The 17,799-nt window shown below is 43.8% G+C and carries 17 protein-coding genes; 14 read left to right on the top strand and 3 right to left on the bottom strand.

Features of this window, described 5'->3' with window-relative positions:
* Window positions 1-24 precede the first annotated feature (24 nt).
* Complete coding sequence (locus KDN34_RS05705; RefSeq protein WP_212595942.1) at window positions 25-1,029, top strand: NAD-dependent epimerase; 1,005 nt, start codon at window positions 25-27, stop codon at window positions 1,027-1,029.
* Window positions 1,030-1,092: 63 nt separating this feature from the next.
* Here the strand turns inward: KDN34_RS05705 and KDN34_RS05710 are convergent, their stop codons facing one another.
* The 3 genes from KDN34_RS05710 to KDN34_RS05720 form a co-directional block, all read right to left on the bottom strand.
* A complete protein-coding gene (locus KDN34_RS05710; protein WP_212595943.1) occupies window positions 1,093-2,172 on the bottom strand; it encodes an O-antigen ligase family protein in 1,080 nt (359 codons plus the stop codon).
* A 347-nt stretch (window positions 2,173-2,519) separates the two neighbouring features.
* Entirely contained in the window at window positions 2,520-4,631 is a 2,112-nt protein-coding gene (locus KDN34_RS05715; protein ID WP_212595944.1) for a sulfatase-like hydrolase/transferase, read from the bottom strand.
* Window positions 4,632-4,754: 123 nt separating this feature from the next.
* Window positions 4,755-5,060, bottom strand: a complete 306-nt coding sequence (locus KDN34_RS05720) for a hypothetical protein (protein ID WP_212595945.1) — start codon at window positions 5,058-5,060, stop codon at window positions 4,755-4,757.
* Between the two features lie 213 nt (window positions 5,061-5,273).
* On the opposite strand from KDN34_RS05720, the gene KDN34_RS05725 reads away from it, so the two are divergent.
* From KDN34_RS05725 to KDN34_RS05785, 13 genes are all read left to right on the top strand, one after another.
* Entirely contained in the window at window positions 5,274-7,001 is a 1,728-nt protein-coding gene (locus tag KDN34_RS05725; protein WP_212595946.1) for a L,D-transpeptidase family protein, read from the top strand.
* Window positions 6,985-7,386, top strand: a complete 402-nt coding sequence (locus tag KDN34_RS05730) for a helix-turn-helix domain-containing protein (RefSeq protein ID WP_212595947.1) — start codon at window positions 6,985-6,987, stop codon at window positions 7,384-7,386. Before KDN34_RS05725 ends, KDN34_RS05730 begins: the two co-directional genes overlap by 17 nt.
* Window positions 7,387-8,054: 668 nt before the next feature.
* Window positions 8,055-8,249 carry a Flp family type IVb pilin gene (locus KDN34_RS05735; protein WP_212595948.1) on the top strand — a complete coding sequence of 65 codons (195 nt, stop codon included), beginning with the start codon at window positions 8,055-8,057 and terminating at the stop codon, window positions 8,247-8,249.
* 91 nt (window positions 8,250-8,340) lie between these two features.
* Window positions 8,341-8,910, top strand: a complete 570-nt coding sequence (locus KDN34_RS05740; RefSeq protein WP_212595949.1) for an A24 family peptidase — start codon at window positions 8,341-8,343, stop codon at window positions 8,908-8,910.
* Window position 8,911: 1 nt separating this feature from the next.
* The gene (locus KDN34_RS05745) at window positions 8,912-10,234 is read left to right on the top strand and encodes an ATP-binding protein (RefSeq protein WP_212595950.1); all 1,323 of its coding nucleotides are present in this window, start codon (window positions 8,912-8,914) and stop codon (window positions 10,232-10,234) included.
* A gap of 45 nt (window positions 10,235-10,279) precedes the next feature.
* On the top strand, window positions 10,280-11,095 hold the full coding sequence (gene cpaB / locus KDN34_RS05750) for a Flp pilus assembly protein CpaB (RefSeq protein ID WP_212595951.1): 816 nt from the start codon (window positions 10,280-10,282) through the stop codon (window positions 11,093-11,095).
* A gap of 84 nt (window positions 11,096-11,179) precedes the next feature.
* A complete protein-coding gene (locus tag KDN34_RS05755) occupies window positions 11,180-12,634 on the top strand; it encodes a type II and III secretion system protein family protein (protein WP_212595952.1) in 1,455 nt (484 codons plus the stop codon).
* 15 nt (window positions 12,635-12,649) lie between these two features.
* Window positions 12,650-12,940, top strand: a complete 291-nt coding sequence (locus KDN34_RS05760; RefSeq protein ID WP_228730434.1) for a hypothetical protein — start codon at window positions 12,650-12,652, stop codon at window positions 12,938-12,940.
* A gap of 23 nt (window positions 12,941-12,963) precedes the next feature.
* Window positions 12,964-14,223 carry a pilus assembly protein TadG-related protein gene (locus KDN34_RS05765; protein ID WP_212595953.1) on the top strand — a complete coding sequence of 420 codons (1,260 nt, stop codon included), beginning with the start codon at window positions 12,964-12,966 and terminating at the stop codon, window positions 14,221-14,223.
* 9 nt (window positions 14,224-14,232) lie between these two features.
* Entirely contained in the window at window positions 14,233-14,706 is a 474-nt protein-coding gene (locus KDN34_RS05770) for a TadE/TadG family type IV pilus assembly protein (protein WP_212595954.1), read from the top strand.
* Window positions 14,703-15,146: a TadE/TadG family type IV pilus assembly protein gene (locus KDN34_RS05775; protein ID WP_212595955.1), complete on the top strand. Its 444-nt coding sequence runs from the start codon at window positions 14,703-14,705 to the stop codon at window positions 15,144-15,146. The genes KDN34_RS05770 and KDN34_RS05775 overlap by 4 nt, the downstream gene beginning before the upstream one ends.
* A gap of 65 nt (window positions 15,147-15,211) precedes the next feature.
* Window positions 15,212-16,459 (top strand): AAA family ATPase, encoded by a 1,248-nt coding sequence (locus KDN34_RS05780; protein WP_212595956.1) that lies wholly within the window; start codon window positions 15,212-15,214, stop codon window positions 16,457-16,459.
* 19 nt (window positions 16,460-16,478) lie between these two features.
* Window positions 16,479-17,798: a CpaF family protein gene (locus KDN34_RS05785; protein WP_212595957.1), complete on the top strand. Its 1,320-nt coding sequence runs from the start codon at window positions 16,479-16,481 to the stop codon at window positions 17,796-17,798.
* Window position 17,799 lies beyond the last annotated feature (1 nt).

Genomic DNA, 17,799 nt, shown 5'->3' on the forward strand with positions numbered 1-17,799 from the left:
TTGCTCGTAATAAGAGGTTTGGCAATGAAATATTTGGTCACAGGTGCGGCGGGTTTTATTGGTGCTCGCGTGTCAGAAAAATTGTGTGAGGCGGGTCATCAGGTTGTCGGTATTGATAACCTCAATGACTATTATGACGTGAGTCTGAAGCAAGCCCGTCTCAGCAACTTGGCCAACTTTGACAAATTTCAATTTCTGAAACTGGACCTTGCCGATAGAGCGGGTATGGCAGCGTTGTTTGCCAAAGAACAGTTTCTGCGGGTGATCCATTTAGGCGCACAGGCGGGGGTTCGTTACTCCATCAGTAATCCTTTTGCTTACGCAGATAGTAACTTAGTCGGCACTTTGTGTGTGCTGGAAGGTTGTCGTCACAATAAAGTGGAACACTTGGTCTACGCGTCCTCCAGTTCAACGTATGGCCTCAATAAAAAGATGCCATTTGCCACCAGTGATTCTGTTGACCACCCCGTGTCGTTCTATGCCGCTACTAAGAAAGCCAATGAGATGATGGCTCACAGCTATTCTCATCTGTATGGCTTACCCACCACTGGCCTGCGATTTTTTACCGTTTATGGTCCATGGGGACGCCCCGATATGGCGCCGATGTTGTTTGCGTCAGCCATCAGTGCGGATAAGCCTATCAAAGTGTTCAATCACGGCGATATGAGTCGTGATTTCACTTATATTGATGACATCGTTGCCGGTGTATTGCTATGTGCTGATAAAGTGCCTCAACCCGATCCGTCTTGGACGGTAGAGCAGGGGAGCCCAGCAACCAGCAGTGCTCCTTACCGTATTTACAATATCGGTAACGGCAGCCCTGTGCGGTTGATGGATTTTATCGCTGAACTGGAACGGGCATTAGGTAAAACAGCAGAGAAGATCATGATGCCAATGCAGGATGGTGATGTGCAAGCAACCTGGGCTGACACAGAAGACCTGTTTAAGTCCGTGGGTTACAAGCCAAAAGTTGGAATAAGTGAAGGGGTTAAAGCCTTTGCGGATTGGTACCAAAGCTATTACAGGTAAGTTTTCCTATCAACTCCCAAATAGCGATGTATTGCATCGCTATTTTTTTATATTTTTAATGTCTTAATTAATTACCCCATTAACCCAAATTCTGGGATATAATGTTTTCGGATATACACCTTTCAAATCCTGAGTTTGGTAACTATTAAAAAGCAATGTTGATATTGAAACTATATAGAGGAATATTAAAAAACGAGTAAAATTTGTCATTTTATAGCATGTTTTTAATTCTGACTTAGATATAAATGCAAATAAAAATGTTAATATCAATTGTGAAAAAGGCATTACTATAACACCACTAAACATTGAATAAACTATCCCTGATAATATGGAATACATAACCACAATATTTTGGGGTTCCATGTCTTTTTGCAAATGTCTCAGTTTTCTATAAATCCAAATTAACAATCCGCTGCTGACTAATACAGTTGTAATAACACCATATTCGTACAATAGTTGCATAAAAGCATTATGTGGATGCGCATGAGGTAGAGGTTTATCCGGTGCCCATGCAAATGCCATTGGGCCATACCCGAACCATAAATGTTCAGGTATAGTCCTAATAACATAGAGCCATAAGTCTAACCTACCGGAACTGCCTGTTCTGACTTTAAAATCAGTGTGTCCTATTAGCCATGAAGGTATGGCGATAATTAAAATCAACCAAAGTAAGATGCCTAGCAGCATAGATTGCAGTAATGGCCGAGAAAAATTTTTACGGCTTTCTCTTGGTAAAATAAAATACAATAAGACAGCAACAAAAATGAGTGATATTAAACTGCCTCTGGCTTCTGATTGCAAAATTACCATCCAATGTAACGCCATTATTATTATAGAAATAATGCGAAATTTAAATAAATGCAAAAAATAAAATGGTAACAATAGTAATGGTATCAACATAACCTGTAGTTGGTTGAAAAATCTTACATTGACGTAACCTGAAATCAACCCGTGGATACCGAAGCCTTGTGCATGTATGTAAGAAGAACGCAGGAGTATAATACATTGTATAAATGTTAATATTGAAAAAGTCAATGCAAAAATATAGACTAAAAAAATCAATTTATCTTTATCAATTGAATTGAAACATATAATGAATAAACAGAAAGATATTATTAACAAACCAATATTTTCAACTTCCACTATGCTCCAATAAATATGTTCACTCCTTAAGGTTGAAATTAAAAATAAACAAGTAAACATAATTAATGTGATTTTTATGGAATTGTTAATATATATAAATTTAAAATTATTAATGAAGCATAATAATAATGTAAAAAAACATACAAAACTTACAACAAGAAATCTTTTTAAATCATATACACTACTAAAACCAATAAGTCTTGATAAATTGTTGGCATATATCGTTCCTAACAATATCACAGTTATAAATGAAATTAACAGCAACCAAGAGTACGTTTTTGTTTTCAATGAAATTCTCCAGCCTGTGCTACAGAAATACATCTTACTTAACAGTGGCACCTACACAGCTATAAACTGTTTATAACGCCATTTTTCACTTTCATCGATTTGTCATGTGGATCTTCCACCTGAGTAGTAGAAGGGCTCACAGAAGATCTACAATCATTGGATTCATTTATACCAGCGTCATGTGCGAAATGTTTGCATAATTCGGAGAGCATGTCCTGCCATGGCGCATCGCCATGGTAATTGGTTAACCGTTGCCACTGTTGTGATGTTGTATCAACGAGAACCAGGTCATCGTAATGGGGCAACATTGCCAACTGCCAATGGCGGTAATAGACCGCTCGTTGTTTTAAGGCAATATTCTGCTTGTAATTAGCAGATTTCATAACTGCTCTACCATTGTCTCTGACTTCGTAATGCGAGGCGGTTTCGGACATAACTTTTTTTTCATTGATAAAGCTGGAATTAATAGACCGTACTGGTATTGAAGATTCGATAAAAATCTTTCGTTTTGTGGCTAAAAATTGAGTGGCTGTCGGTAGTGGTTGGCCGTCAAAATTGAGCTGTTGTTCGTGGGGTATCTGCAATTTAGCAAATATCGTTGGTGCGATATCTACCAAAGAGAACAACCCCTCAACGAGATGTGGTTTATTAATTATCTGACCGTTGCGATACCTGAGTTGTGCTAACAAAACTTGCGATTGTTGTTGATCTAAGATGTTGGTTCCATGTCCCCAAGCTGCAACATTGATGCGTGGGGAGCTATTACTATCAGCCTCTTGGAGTTGCTCCTGTGGCAGCATAAAGCCTTCACCATGGTCCGACAGTAAGTACACTATGGCGTTATCTAATAGCCCACGTTGTTGCAGCCCTTGAAAAAAGTCATAGAGTTGCTGATCAAGCTTTTTCAACATTTGTTGGTACATATAGTGGTTGTAGTTGCCATCCCAACGTGAAAAATCGAGTTCAACAAAGTCCTTCGAAGTAAAAGGCCAGTGCAGTTGGCAAAAGTGAACTGCCAAAAAGTTGGGGCTGGTCAGAGATAGGCTGGACAACACCTCCTCGTTGAAAACCATGGGATCATAGACTTTGCCATAGGCGCGGTTGATATAAAGATAAGGGAAAAGATACTTACCTATTGGGGTATTAACTAACAGATTAATCAGTGGTAGGTCTGCCATGTTGGAAATAATGGCATCGGCAGCACCTATCTTAGGACCCACAACCTTATCGAAACCATAATGTTCATCTATTTGATTGAAACGTCGCTCGTCCATGGCGTAATGGGTCTGATAGCCGCTCTTTGACAGGGCTTGCACCAACGGAAATCTGTTCTGTACCAGTTCTGGTGGTGCCAGGTTAAAACGTGCTCCCATGGTGGTTGGGTATTGACCCGACAATATGCTCATCCATGCAACATAGGTGCGTCCCAATGGGGTATAGGTACGATCATAAATCAATGCTTTTGAAAGAAGTGCATTCAGGTGGGGGGCCAGACTGACATCTGCACCTCGAAACGCCAGATGATCTGGCCTGAGAGCATCAATGCCAATGATAAAAATATTAGGTCTAGCTTGAGCTGTACTGGTGTTGCGGATGGTGCTGTTAAGCGCTAATACGCCGCCAGAGAGCAGCAGCAACACCAATAGGCTATTGACCCAACCCCAGTAGATAAAGCGATACAGGATACCCATCAATCCATATAGAAAGTTTGCTATTAATAAAGTGGTTAAAAGTGTAATAAATGGAAGACTAGATAATGGTGTGTTGCGGAAGATACTTAACAACGAAGTCGGGTACAAATAGGCATTGGTTGCCAATGCTAAAATAAAATGCAGTAACACCAACAATAGCCAGATCTGCGTCTTGATAGTGTCGTTGGAAATATGTTGAAACCATGGGCGACAGGAAATCGTAATCACAGCTGCCCAGCAGACATGTAGTAAAAGTGTAATGGCAAAAAAATAGCTGATATCCAGTATCAGACCCTGACTGAGTAATTGATCCTTATTTATTGCGGTCATGGTACTCGCAAGGGAAAATACTGAATAAAACTGGATCAATTGTTTGTAGTTAACACAGGCGACTAACAACAGCACCATTAATGCCAGAGTTCGGATATACGTCCGTGACAGCGATATAGGCGAATGCGTTTGAACAACTGTTGTAGGCATGTATTCTCCCTGTTGAATTATCACATTGCTGCCTAGTTCTACTACTGTGGCCATTCAGTTAAGTAGGTTGATACCCTCGGCTCCCTATGTGCTTGTTATGTATTTATCTTGAATCTCTACGAGTTATTGGCCCGTTTCGGGCGGCTGTTTAGCATTTTGTTGCATTGTCGTTGATGACATCTGCGTCGACTGGTCATTGTTTTGCATTTGAAACCGGTCAAACTGAAGCAAAGCGTTAGCAGTATTTCCCGATGGCCAGTCACCCAAAATCAAATAGCGCTCTGCTAGTGTTTTTCCGGACTCTTGCCCCGAATCCACAGCAAAACGCGCCTGTGCTGTCTGCCAGGCAGGTAATAGAATAATGGCCAGCAACAGCAAAATAATCAGGTTCAGCCCTATCTGTATTGCTTGCGTTTTATTTATAGTCACCTGTTGGTATCAATCCCTTTTACCCTGATTTATAAAAGTATAGTCAGGATCTTAGGATATACTGCTAGTTACTCTTTCTGCGCTCCCTTTTGAGAAAGATTCGATTGTCTATTGATCAGTCAAAGTTGTTGTTAATGGGATTTTGTACTAGAGATTTAGGTACCGGTCTGATTAAACCGATGTTCAATAATGTCGACAGGGAGAGCCGTATCTATGATCCGCTGCACGCGGGAATCTACTTCACTTGCAAGTCCGAAACCTGATACTGGGGAAATGGATGACTTTGACGCTAAACTTGCCAATGAATGTGCCAATACAGGCTCGTTTTTCACGTCGTGGTCTAATCACTTGGAGTATCTGCCTCAGTTTCCATTAAGAATAGAAGGTTCTTGGATACGCTTTTTTCCCACCCAGATGCTTTCATTAACTCGATTTGTTTCTGCTAAATGGCTGAAGGGCATCATGTGTCTTATGCTGATCTGCGTTGGCACTCAACTCAGTGCGGCAGATATCACGGCATCCGCTGTTGGAGCCGGGATGCGGGTCAAGAAAATAGATTCAACCAACGAATTTATCTGGTTTAATCAGGAAGGTGTCATCAGACCCTATACCATTAGTATGTTGGCGTTGATGGAAGATCTTGGGATCTTGCCACTCACACCAATTAATGATGCGGTAGTAGCAAATGTGGACAAGGCGTATACACAATTTTTCCTGAGCGGTTTATCACTGCTTACCAATTTTTCCGGAAAAACGTATCCCAAGTCTGATAATGAGTTGCGACAGTTGGTTTCCCAAGGGCTGTTGGCAAACACAGTTGAAAATATACTGCCAGCAACGCCACAGATTGAGAAATTAAGACAGATAATGGCGCACTATCGCCAACTGTGCAGTTATGTTTGGCCAACACTCTCATCATTCACTTTCAGATTAGGTCAACGAACACCGGAAATTGCTAAGTTGCGGTGGATGTTAACGCAACTTGGCGATTTAAAATCTCAAGCAGCAGATGCTTACCGTGATGCTATTTATGATCCTAATATCAGTCAGGCAGTTAAACACTTTCAGGCCAGACATGGACTTGAACAAACCGGTACTCTTAACTCGCAAACCGTTACGGCTCTGAACACTACACCGTATCAACGGGTCACGCAGATGCAAGTTACATTGTGGCGTTGGTTAGCCTTACCAACACCATTACCTGACAATTATGTATGGATAAATCTGCCGGCGTATCAACTGCATGTTGTGGATAATAATGTTGATGTGCTGAGCATGAGGATCATTGTTGGTAATTCGTTAACTCCGACACCATTGATGTCGACGTATCTGACCCAGTTTACTGTGAATCCGACTTGGACACCGCCAGTCAGTATCATTTATGATGAGCTACTACCAAAAAACCGTGCTGAACCTGGCTATTTAGCCCGTCAGGGGTTTCAATTACGCAAACCGTCGGCGACTCCATTGTCTCTGGCACACATACCGCCAGAACAATTGCCAGCATTACTCAATCAATATCAGTTGGTGCAAGAACCTGGGCCTGGTAATGCGTTAGGCAAGTTCCGGTTTTCTATCCCCAACAACGATGCCATTTATCTGCACGACACACCTGCAAAATCATTATTCAATCTTAATAACAGGGCGTTAAGTCACGGTTGTATCCGTTTACAGAATCCTGAAGGGTTACTGCAATACATAATGTCTAAACAGTCTGAGATTGGTGTGACTGATCTCGAACATTCGTTAAACCGCAACACTCCTAGTTATTTTCGTATTGTTAATCCGATAGCGGTTTTTGTTGACTATCATACAACTTGGGTGGATGAAGACGGCCTGTTACAGATCCGACAGGATATTTATAAGCAAGACGAACAAATACGTCAGTTAATGCAGTTACATTTGGCAATAAAGGGCGCGAACTATGGACAAACATATTAAAGAATTGGCGTCGTTAATTCGCAGAGAAAAAAATGCCAAAATGAGGATTAAATTATTGGCATTGCAACATTTTATTGAAGGTCAGTCTCGTTCCCAGATTGCGGACTATTTAAAAGTCAGCCGCACGAGTGTAAACAAATGGGTGAGCGTTTACCTGTCTCATGGTATTGCTGGTCTGGCTGATAAAAGGCGTTCTGGACGGCGTCCAGGGCTGAGCTCTGAGCAGCAAAGACAACTTGCCGACTACATCGTGCGCTGTCAATCTCACTGCGACGGGCATAGTGTGACCGGACAAGCCATTCAAGCCTATATTGCAAGATCTTTTGGTATAGACTATGAAATATCAACTGTTTACCGTATTTTAAACAAAATTTCGGTCAGTTAATCTAATATGCAGAATTAAAATACGATTTTAAAACCAAAAGGCAGTGATATTAAGTGTCACTGGTGGTTTAGTTGCGTACTAAAGATTAGACCAAATCGATTATTTTTGAATAATTAACTGATCATATTTTTCAGTATTTACACAATAAATTAACAGGTATCAATTATAAATATAAAAAATTAAATTAAACAATTAGTTAACTAAATTCTTAGACCGAGGATTATTCAATTAATACCTTCATAAATATTATTTTTTAAGTTAATTTGTGATGGCGTATAATATATTTATGATTAATATCAGTACGTTATGAACATTTCTAACCATTTAGTTATACTGTGATTTTGCAATCATAAACTGATCACTTACTTATTCAATAAATTTCTAATTCTCCTCTTTGCTACCTTTAAATACAGCTATTAGGCCATTATCAATGTGGCACATAGCGTAAGAGTTGTATGGATCTCGGGAATCTTTGGGTTCAGTCAGGCATAGGGAAAAACGTACCGCTAGGTAAGTTGCCAGACGAAGTTGAGTAAAGGGTGAGTACTGTGGTTTAAGTTCCCTTAGCTAAGTATTGATGGGAATGCTGGAATACCGCCCCCAGCCGTGACTGTCTCGGTAAGTACCTTACATGGCAGATTTTATAAGGGTGTAGAGGAGAGAGTGATATGAACTTTAGAAGTTTATTAACGGAATTTGTAAAGGATGAAAGCGGTTTAACAGCGGTAGAGTACGCCATCGCTGGCGGTTTAGTGGTAGGGGGAATGATCGCTGCCTTTGTTACTTTAGGTGATAACGCAACAGCGAAGATTGATTGCTTAGGCAAAGCAGTGAACGGTGCCAGTACAGATTGTTCCTCATGATAGAGATCTCATATGTGTCTGCGCAGGGCTAACCACCTGCCAGACACTTTCTTTGCGCTACTGGATAGATGTGAGAGAAGGATAGATCGCCATGAATGATACGCAATTGCTACTGCAGATAGTATTGGCTGGTGCCTTTTTCCTCGTGGCAATTGCTCTGGATCTCTATTACCACCGTATTCCTAATTTGTTATGTCTGTGTGCCATTTTTTGTGGCTTTGCCGTCAATGGTTATTTTGCTCAACTCAATGGCGTACTGATGGCCATGGCGGGCTTTGCTTTGGCCTTTGGGGTGTTGTTCCCAGTATTTGTGCTGAGAGTATTGGGTGCCGGCGACATTAAATTGATGATGGGTATTGGTGCCTTAATGGGACCCAAGCTGCTGATGTGGAGTTTGCTCTATGGCATCACTGCTGGGGCAGTGACAACATTACTGTTGGTGTTATGGCAAGTTGGTTTCAGAGGCGTATTTACAACGATTAAGCGTTACTGGCTGTGTGTTTATTACCATGTTTATTTCCGGCCTGAAGCTGGCGAAGCGGCTGGACAGAAGGTTCCTTATGCGCCTGCTCTGGCTATTGGCTGGGTCTGGGCTTGCTCGTTAGATAATCAGGTAATCGAACTGTACGGTGCCGTACAGCACTGGATCGGAGGTGTCTGAGATGTTGCAAAACAATCAACAGGCTTCTCTGTATCAGGTCGAGCCATCACCGCGAGATGTGTCTCCACATGCTGCAGTTGCTAGACGTCCTACAACTATCGCCGAAACAGGGTTGTCGGAATCGTTGTTGCTAGATCTCCTGACTAAACACCTTTTCACTGACGGTGTATTAACCAGAGAGCAACTCGCCAACAAAATGGGCATCACTGGCGGTATCTTGCAAGGGTTGCTGGACACCGCCAAGAAACTTGCATGGATTGAAAATCGCCAGACGACTGCGGATGGCCAGATGCGTTATGCGTTAAGTATGGCTGGCGATATTCATGCCAAGCAGGCATTCGCCAAAAACGGGTATCTGGGATTGGCTCCGGTGCCGCTACAACAATACACTCCAATATGTCGACAGCAGTCGAGCCGGGCTAATCCTGTAACCTTTGAAATGTTACAGCAAGGGTTAAAGGCTTTGGTATTGCCGGAAGACTTGCTATACAAGATTGGACCCGCGATGAACTCCAGTCGACCGGTTCTGATCTATGGCCCACCGGGCACGGGTAAAAGTTACTTGTGTCGTCACCTCAATCTGGCACTCGGGGACGATGTACTCATCCCCTATGCGTTAGCTATAGGCAATGAAATCATTCAGGTGTTCGATCCTGAACTACACCATCAGGTTGATCTCACAGAAAATCACAATCCGCTGGATCTCGCTCAAGGACATGATCCGCGATGGCTCCGTTGTCATCGTCCGCTAAGAATAACCGGTGGGGAACTTACCGCGGAGATGCTGGAGGTCAGATTTGATCCCTATAGCCGAACTTACATGGCACCTCTGCAGCTTAAGGCCAATAACGGCATATTGTTGCTAGACGACTTAGGCCGGCAGCGCATCAGTGCCAAGCAACTGTTTAACAGATGGATTATTCCGATGGAGGAGCGCCGAGATTTTCTGGGGCTGCAATCTGGCGAGCATTTTGAAATTCCATTTGAATTGATCTTGCTGTTCTCGACTAACTTAGATCCAAAAGAATTAGTGGATGAAGCTTTTTTAAGGCGTCTGGGCTACAAAATTCATTTCGATGCGCTGAACGAAATGCTTTACCGACAGATTTGGTTCCGTGTGTGTGAGGAGTTGCAACTTCATTGCCCGGAGGAGGTATTTCAGTATTTATTACGTGAATACCACCAACGTTGTAACAAGCCGTTGATCCCCTGTTACCCAAGAGATCTACTAGGCATCATCTCTGATCAGATGAGTTTTATGAAATTAGAACCTGAAGTGACCCGGTCGCTGATTGATTCCGCTTGGTCTATTTATTTTGTTTGATACGGCGGGTTATGTATACCTGTCATTAAACTCAGGGAGCTCACTATGAACAATAAAACTATACTGTTTGTTGTCTTATCTCTGGTCTTTGGTGTCTTTGCCGTTTACCTGGCAAACACCTGGTTGAACTCCAATACAAAACAGAATACCGCCGCAGAGACTCATACCGTTGTTACCATGGCAACACAGGTACCGATGGGAACTATTCTTGAGCGAAAACACATGATGCTAACTTCCGTTCCCGAGTCGATGATCCCCAAAGGTTCGATTCTTAAATTGGAAGATGCTGAAGGCATGGTCGTTAACCAGAAACTTTATCAAGGCGAAGTGCTCAGAGCGGAACGTCTGACCAAAAAAGGTGAGGGAAGTACTTTATCCAGTCTGATCACACCGCAAATGCGGGCAGTCACTATTCGTGTCAATGATGTCGTTGGTGTCGCTGGGTTCTTGTTACCCGGCAATCGGGTAGATGTCATCAATCTTTATAAGCAGGGCAGTCTGAAAACCGATGTTGTGCTTGCTAATGTAAAAATTCTGGCTATCGATCAACGTTCATCCAACGATGAGAACAAACCTGTGCTGGTACGGGCGGTGACTCTGGAACTGAGCCTGGAGCAGGCAGAAGTGTTAATGATTGCCGAGGGGCGTGGTTCATTACAGTTGGCATTGAGGAATCCAAACGATGAGGCTCAGGTGGAAATTGCTGATATTAACAAAGCACCGACTGCTGAAGTTAGCGCCGAGTCTAAGCCCGCACCTATGCCGGTGGATCGAGTGGTTTACGTTCCCACGCCTAAACGTAATGGAAAAGTTTTTATATTAAAAGGCATCAGCGAGCAGGAAGTGAAGGTTCAGAATTGATAAAAGCTCGCACTGATTTTAGGTGATTTTTATAAAAATTTATTAATTTACATTTTATAACAAGAAGTTACAAAGGAGTGCCCCATGCTGAGCATAACTCGACCTCTGTTTAAAATGGGATGCTGTCTGCTGGTGTTATTTCCCATACTGTTTATCAGTAATTCCGCGTTAGCTGGTGGTCCGATAGGAGCCCAAAATGATACCAAGCTGATCCCCATCTTTAAATCGCGGGTCATCAAACTATCTAAAGATGTGAATCGTGTTTCGGTGGGGAACCCTGATATTGCAGATATCAAATTATTGCCCAACAGCGAACTCTATATGTTGGGCAAGCACTTAGGCAGTACCAACGTAATGATCTGGAATAAAGACGATGTCCTAGTCAAGGTGATGGACATAGAAGTTACCCATGATCTCAATGGGTTAAAACAACGATTACATGATTTTTTACCGGATGAGACGCTCGGAGTGCAGACTTCTCAGGGGCAGTTAGTACTGAGTGGACAAGCATCGAATCTGCAGAAAATGAATACTGCAGTGGAATTAGCCCAAGCGTATGTGGATGCGGCATCCATCGACAAGTCTAAGGGGCAGGTGCTGAACATGATGAGTGTTGGTGGTGGCCATCAAGTGATGTTGGAGGTCGTGGTTGCTGAAGTTCAACGGGAAGTTGCTCGTCAGCTTGACTCCAAGTTCCTGTTTTATAACTCAGATGCCAAACTGTCTGGCGGTATTCTCAGTGGAGGAACCGGACTTCTGGAAGATTACACCGGTGGCGTAAGTAAGGGGCTCTTTGCCCAATTTATCAATAAGGAGCTTCTGGTTAACTATGCGCTCGATGTGGCTAAACAGAATGGACTGGCAAAAGTACTCGCCGAGCCGAATGTGACGGCGATGAGCGGACAAGCAGCCGAATTTTTGTCCGGTGGCGAATTCCCTATTCCGGTACCGGGAAGAAATGGGGATACCACAATCCAATATCGGGATTATGGGGTCGGAGTGAAGTTTGTGCCAACGGTGTTGGATTCGGGCAAGATCAACCTGAGTTTAAATGTTGTTGTGAGCGATATCAGCACTGCTAATTCGGTAACGCTATCTTCCAGTACAACCTCAACAGTGATGGTGGTTCCAGCGCTGGTAAAACGCCATACCTCCACGACTGTTGAATTAGCTGATGGGCAGACAATAGCGATTAGTGGATTGATCAGCGATAACTTACAGGAAAACGTCGATAAATTCCCCGGGTTAGGCGATATCCCAATCTTGGGGCAACTATTTTCGAGTAAGAGCTTTACCAGTGGTCAAAGTGAACTGGTCATTCTGGTAACCCCTAGGTTAGTTAGACCCTTCAATAAGAAAGATATTTCCTTACCCACTGATGGTTTTGTTACGCCATCAGATGTGGAGTTTTATCTCTTAGGTAAGATGTCTAGAAAAGAGCATCCGCAGCAACGTAGTGAGACGCCTTATGTCCCAGCGAAAGCTAATGCCAATTTGGAAGACAGTGGTACCCAACAGAAGTACGGTCATTCACTTTAGAACGGAGCTAGCTATATGAAATTTTTATATAGAAGTCTGAAAGTTACCTGCTACTTCATTGTTCTAATGCCACTGGCATTGTTGTCGGCTTGTACTAGTTTGTACGATTTTTCAATGGTCGATAGCTACAACCGTATCAAGCAGGTGCAAGTGCTCGATCCGAGCGCGGCCGAACGCAATGACGGCATGATCCTCAGTCTCGAGGGTAACTATGGCCGTAAGGTGATGGTGACTTATCGAGAAAGCAGCGTAGCACCGACTAGCGGTCAACAGATGGACACCTCAATCATTTCGAATTCGAAATGATATGAGTTCGGTTGGAGCCCATCATGCAAAAGGTATTGGTATCACGTAAGTCGCGCCAGCGCGGAGCAATTGCTGTGATGTTTACCATCGGCTTGTTTGCCATTATTGCTGTAGTGGCGCTGGCACTAGACGGTAGCGATATGTTGCTTAGCAAAGGGCGACTGCAAAATGCCGTGGATGCAGCAGCATTAAGTGCTGCCAAATCGTTGCAGGGCGGGAGTACCCTGGCTGATGCTCGTCAGGCGGCGGTTTTGATCCTGTCTCAAAACCTTGCTTATGGTGAAAATCATGCGCTTCGCTCTAATATTTCGTTAGATTCTCCTATGTATACCAGCACCCAGGTGACAGCCAATGTGGTTGTTGAGTTTTCAGCCCTTCCAGATCCCTTCGTCCCCACGCTAGCCGAAGGTTCCGAATATGTGCGGGTGAGGGTTGAACAGGTGTCATTAGGTAATTATCTGGCGCAGGTAATGAACTTTAATAAACGTGTTCGTGCATCTGCGGTGGCAGGTCGTAGTACAGATATCGTGTGTAATAATCGCATAGTGCCATTATTAGTGTGTGCGGTGAATGATGATCCAGATGACCCTGATGGACCCTATGGTATTAAGACGGAAACACTATATGCGATGAAGTCCAGCGCCGATCAGAACAGTGCGCTAGGCCCGGGCAATTTTCAGTTGCTTGCGCTGTCCGGTACCGGTGGCGACGAGATCCGTAAGGCCTTGGCGGGCGAATTTTCTCCTGATACTTGTATTGAAGCTGGCGACACTGTGCCAACGGAACCAGGTGACAAAGTTGGACCGGTAGTACAGGGACTTAACACGCGATTTGGTGAGTGGCAAGGCGGGGGGCTGAATGCCACTGATCATCCCCGGGATTTTAATGTTTGTCAGGGAGATCGCGTGGATGTTGATAGCGATGGCAACATCATTCCGATGCCGGCAGGACAGGCCTATTATTCGCATGCACAGTACCTCGCTAATGAAGATATTGGCAACTGCATTGATGAAACACCTCCTGCAGCGGCAGGCAGACGTAATCTGCCAGTAGTCATTGGTAAGTGTGACGGATTAAGTAACGGGCGTAATGATATTACGACCTTGACCACAGGATGTTTTTTCTTAACGCAGGATGTGGAGCAAAAAGGTAATGAAGCCTATGTTATCGGTGAATTTGTTGAAGAGTGCGCCGGGGCTGGCAATGCTTCTCTGGATCCTAATTTTGTCAGCAATACCTCGACGATTGTTTTATATCGAGATCCTGACAGTCCGGATTCATAGGGGGTCTACATGCATATATCAAGTCAAAAAGGTGTTGCCGCAGTAGAACTGACCATTTTATTACCGTTTTTTTTGTTGGTGATATTCGCCACTGCTGAGCTAGGCCGTGCGTTATATCAATACAATACCCTAACCAAGCTGGTCAGGGATGCTGGCCGATACCTCGCTAATAACGTGGATAAAAGGGTGACAACAACATTACCCAGTCCGCTGTCTGACGCTAATTGTGGCAATTGCATCACTCAAACTAAAAATCTGTTGGTATACGGCAACATTACTGGCAGCGGAACGCCACTGCTTTATGGTTTATCAATCGCTAACGTCAATATTGCCAATGCACCTTCGGGGAGCAGACAGGTCATGGTAAGTGCGAACTATGATTGGCAACCGTTGTTCTCTGAGACACTGCCGGTATTCGGATTCGGCGAGAGTATTGATCTGAGTTTTAATCTCAACGCCAGTTACGCGGTGACTGCATTATGAAAAAGCAATCCGGAATTTATGTGGTGGAATTCGCTATTGTCGCAGGTGTTTTTTTTGTGCTGTTGTTTAGCGCAATAGAAATCGGGCGTTTGTTCTACACCTACAGCGTATTGCAAGAAGCTTCACGCCGAACTGCCCGTCTCGCCGTGGTATGTAGTCCTGCGACTGATATTAGCAATTTGGCGCTGTTCAATGGCGCTAAGTTAATTCCCAATCTCAACGCCAGTAATGTGCTTATTCGTTACCTAAAATATGACGGTACCGCGGCAACTCAGGCTAATGGCGCCGATATTTCTTTTGTTCAGGCGCAAATTCGTAATTATCAGCACGAGTTTCTCGTTCCAGGTTTGTACCGCACACTTAATTCTCCAGTATTTACCACCACGTTGCCACGCGAGAGTCTGGGTGTCTTTCCTGGAGGAACCACAACATGCCAATAAATAACAGTGAACCTTACGGATCACGACTATAGTAAACATAAGGCGTTTTATGTAAGGGAGAAATCATGGATAAGCCGTTGGAATTATTGGTTTCAGACGTCAGTGAATCGGCGGTTCCTAATGATAAGGCAACGATAACTATGTCCTTCCCAATTACTGCATTGCTATTGGACAGCCAAAAAAAATTCTTACCACATTTGGAAAAGAACTTGGACAGTTGCATCAATCTTACATGGGAAAAGACTGCTGATATTACCCGTAGGAAAACCACTAGTGACACTGGTCGGCATTTCAATCTCATCTTGTTAGTGTTGCCGGATAATACTGTTCAAGCTGAAGCAGCGCTGCAATGCGCAGCAAGTTATGGTGTTGATATTGTTATTCTCGGGCAGGATTCGCCACAAACTGTCCTTCGTCTGGCTTTTCAATATGGGGTAAGTGATTTTATCCCGCTGGGTGCCGACGATGTTGAATTATTTCAGGCGCTACAAAAAATATCGCTGCAGTTAAGCGAGACTGCGAAGTTGTCGCCGGTACTGGCAGTGGTTAATGGCAAAGGGGGCGCCGGTGCCAGTTTTATTGCTGCATGTATGGCGGTGATTGCAGCCAAGATGGAACACAGCGATTTAGCATTGCTGGACACTGATCTGCAATATGGCTCGTTAGCCCACATATTGGGTCTCGAACCGAACTATTTCATTGCAGAAGCCTTACAGTCATTAGATGACATGGATGAGATCGCGCTTAAGAGTGCTATGACTTCATGGAATAGTCTGCATTTATTGGCGGCAGCACCGTTCTCATTAATGAATGCCCGTGAGGAAATTAAACTTAATAAAATCTATGATTTGATATGGAAATGTCGCCAACATTATTCTCAAGTCATTATCGATTTTTCGCGCGGACTGGAAGCCTGGAACGCTGAACTTCTGCGTAATGCTGATCTCCTGGTTGTCACACAACAGAATTTGGCGTTCATTCGCGAAACTCAGGCGCTGGTGCATCAGCTCGTCAATAAAATGGGTATCAGCAAAGATCGCATTCATCTGCTGGTCAACCGATATGATAAAGCTAACTCGGCTATCAAGCTCTCTGATATCAAGAATGTAGTAGGCGTTGATTCAGTATTTGTGGTCTCGAACGATTTCAAGCTGGCAAGTGAATGTGTTGACCTGGGATTACCCATCACTCAAGTGGCAAAAAGACAACAGATGTTCAAAGATCTAACAGCGCTTACAACGCATTTTCTTCCGATCCATGATAGCCAGGAAAAAAACAAATCAGGTTTTTTGTCACGTCTATTTGGGAAATAAGAGATAAGGGGGATCACGGATGGAAAGCAAGATATCGACTCAACCATATCAACCCCTCAGTGTTGAAGAACAGGAACTAAAGATCCAGCTTTACAATAAATTGCTGAGTGTTATGGATCTGTCGTTAATCGAAACCATCTCCAAAGACGATGCCCGAAAGCAGATCCGCGAGATTTGTGAGCGACTGATGGGTGACATGCATATGCCGATCAATTTGGCATCCCGTCAGCGTCTCGTTAAGTTAATTATTGATGAAGTCCTTGGGTTAGGACCTTTGGAGACCTTACTTGCGGACCCTACGATTTCAGATATTTTGGTTAACTCATTTGATCGAGTTTATGTAGAACGTTACGGAAAACTAGAAGCCGTCGACATCAAGTTTCACAGCAATTCCCATCTGCTGAATATCATCGATCGTATTGTGTCTAATGTTGGTCGCCGCATTGACGAGTCATCACCTATGGTAGATGCCAGACTTGATGATGGCTCCAGGGTTAACGCCATTATTCCGCCATTGGCGCTGGACGGTCCAGCACTGTCAATTCGTCGCTTCTCGGTTGATAAACTGACTGCGAGTGAGCTTATTCAGTACGGCTCAATTACAGAAGATATGGTCGAACTGCTTAAGGGATCCGTCAAAGGTAAGCTCAACATTTTGGTTTCCGGTGGGACAGGAAGTGGCAAAACAACCCTGCTTAATATGCTATCAGGTTATATTCCTGCCGATGAACGTATCGTCACCATCGAAGATTCTGCAGAACTGCAGTTGCAGCAGCCTCATACTGTGCGGTTGGAAACTCGTCCACAAAACATCGAAGGCCGCGGTGAGGTGACTCAGCGGGATCTGGTTAAAAACTGCTTACGTATGCGGCCGGACAGGATCGTCGTTGGTGAGGTGCGTGGCGGCGAAGCTCTGGATATGCTGACGGCGATGAACACCGGGCATGAAGGCTCCTTAACTACGTTACATGCTAATAGTCCGAGAGATGCCTTGGGACGCCTTGAATACATGGTGTGTATGGCGGGTTTTGATATGCCTGTCAGTAATATCCGGACTCAGATTGCGTCAGCAATAGACCTCGTTGTGCAACTTGAAAGACAGGAAGATGGTCGCCGGCGAGTCACCAGTATCCAGGAGATCAACGGCATGGAAGGTGAGGTTATCACTATGTCGGAATTGTTCCATTTTGTGCGTAAAGGCATTGATGCTGACGGCAAGATCATCGGGGCATTTGAAGCCACGGGAGTTATCCCGGGCTTCCATAGCAAATTGAAGCAACAAGGTATCGATTTACCTTATCAGCTGTTTAACTGTGATGACAACTTCGCGAATTATTAGG

The sequence above is a fragment of the Shewanella yunxiaonensis genome (assembly GCF_018223345.1).
Classification (GTDB): domain Bacteria; phylum Pseudomonadota; class Gammaproteobacteria; order Enterobacterales; family Shewanellaceae; genus Shewanella; species Shewanella yunxiaonensis.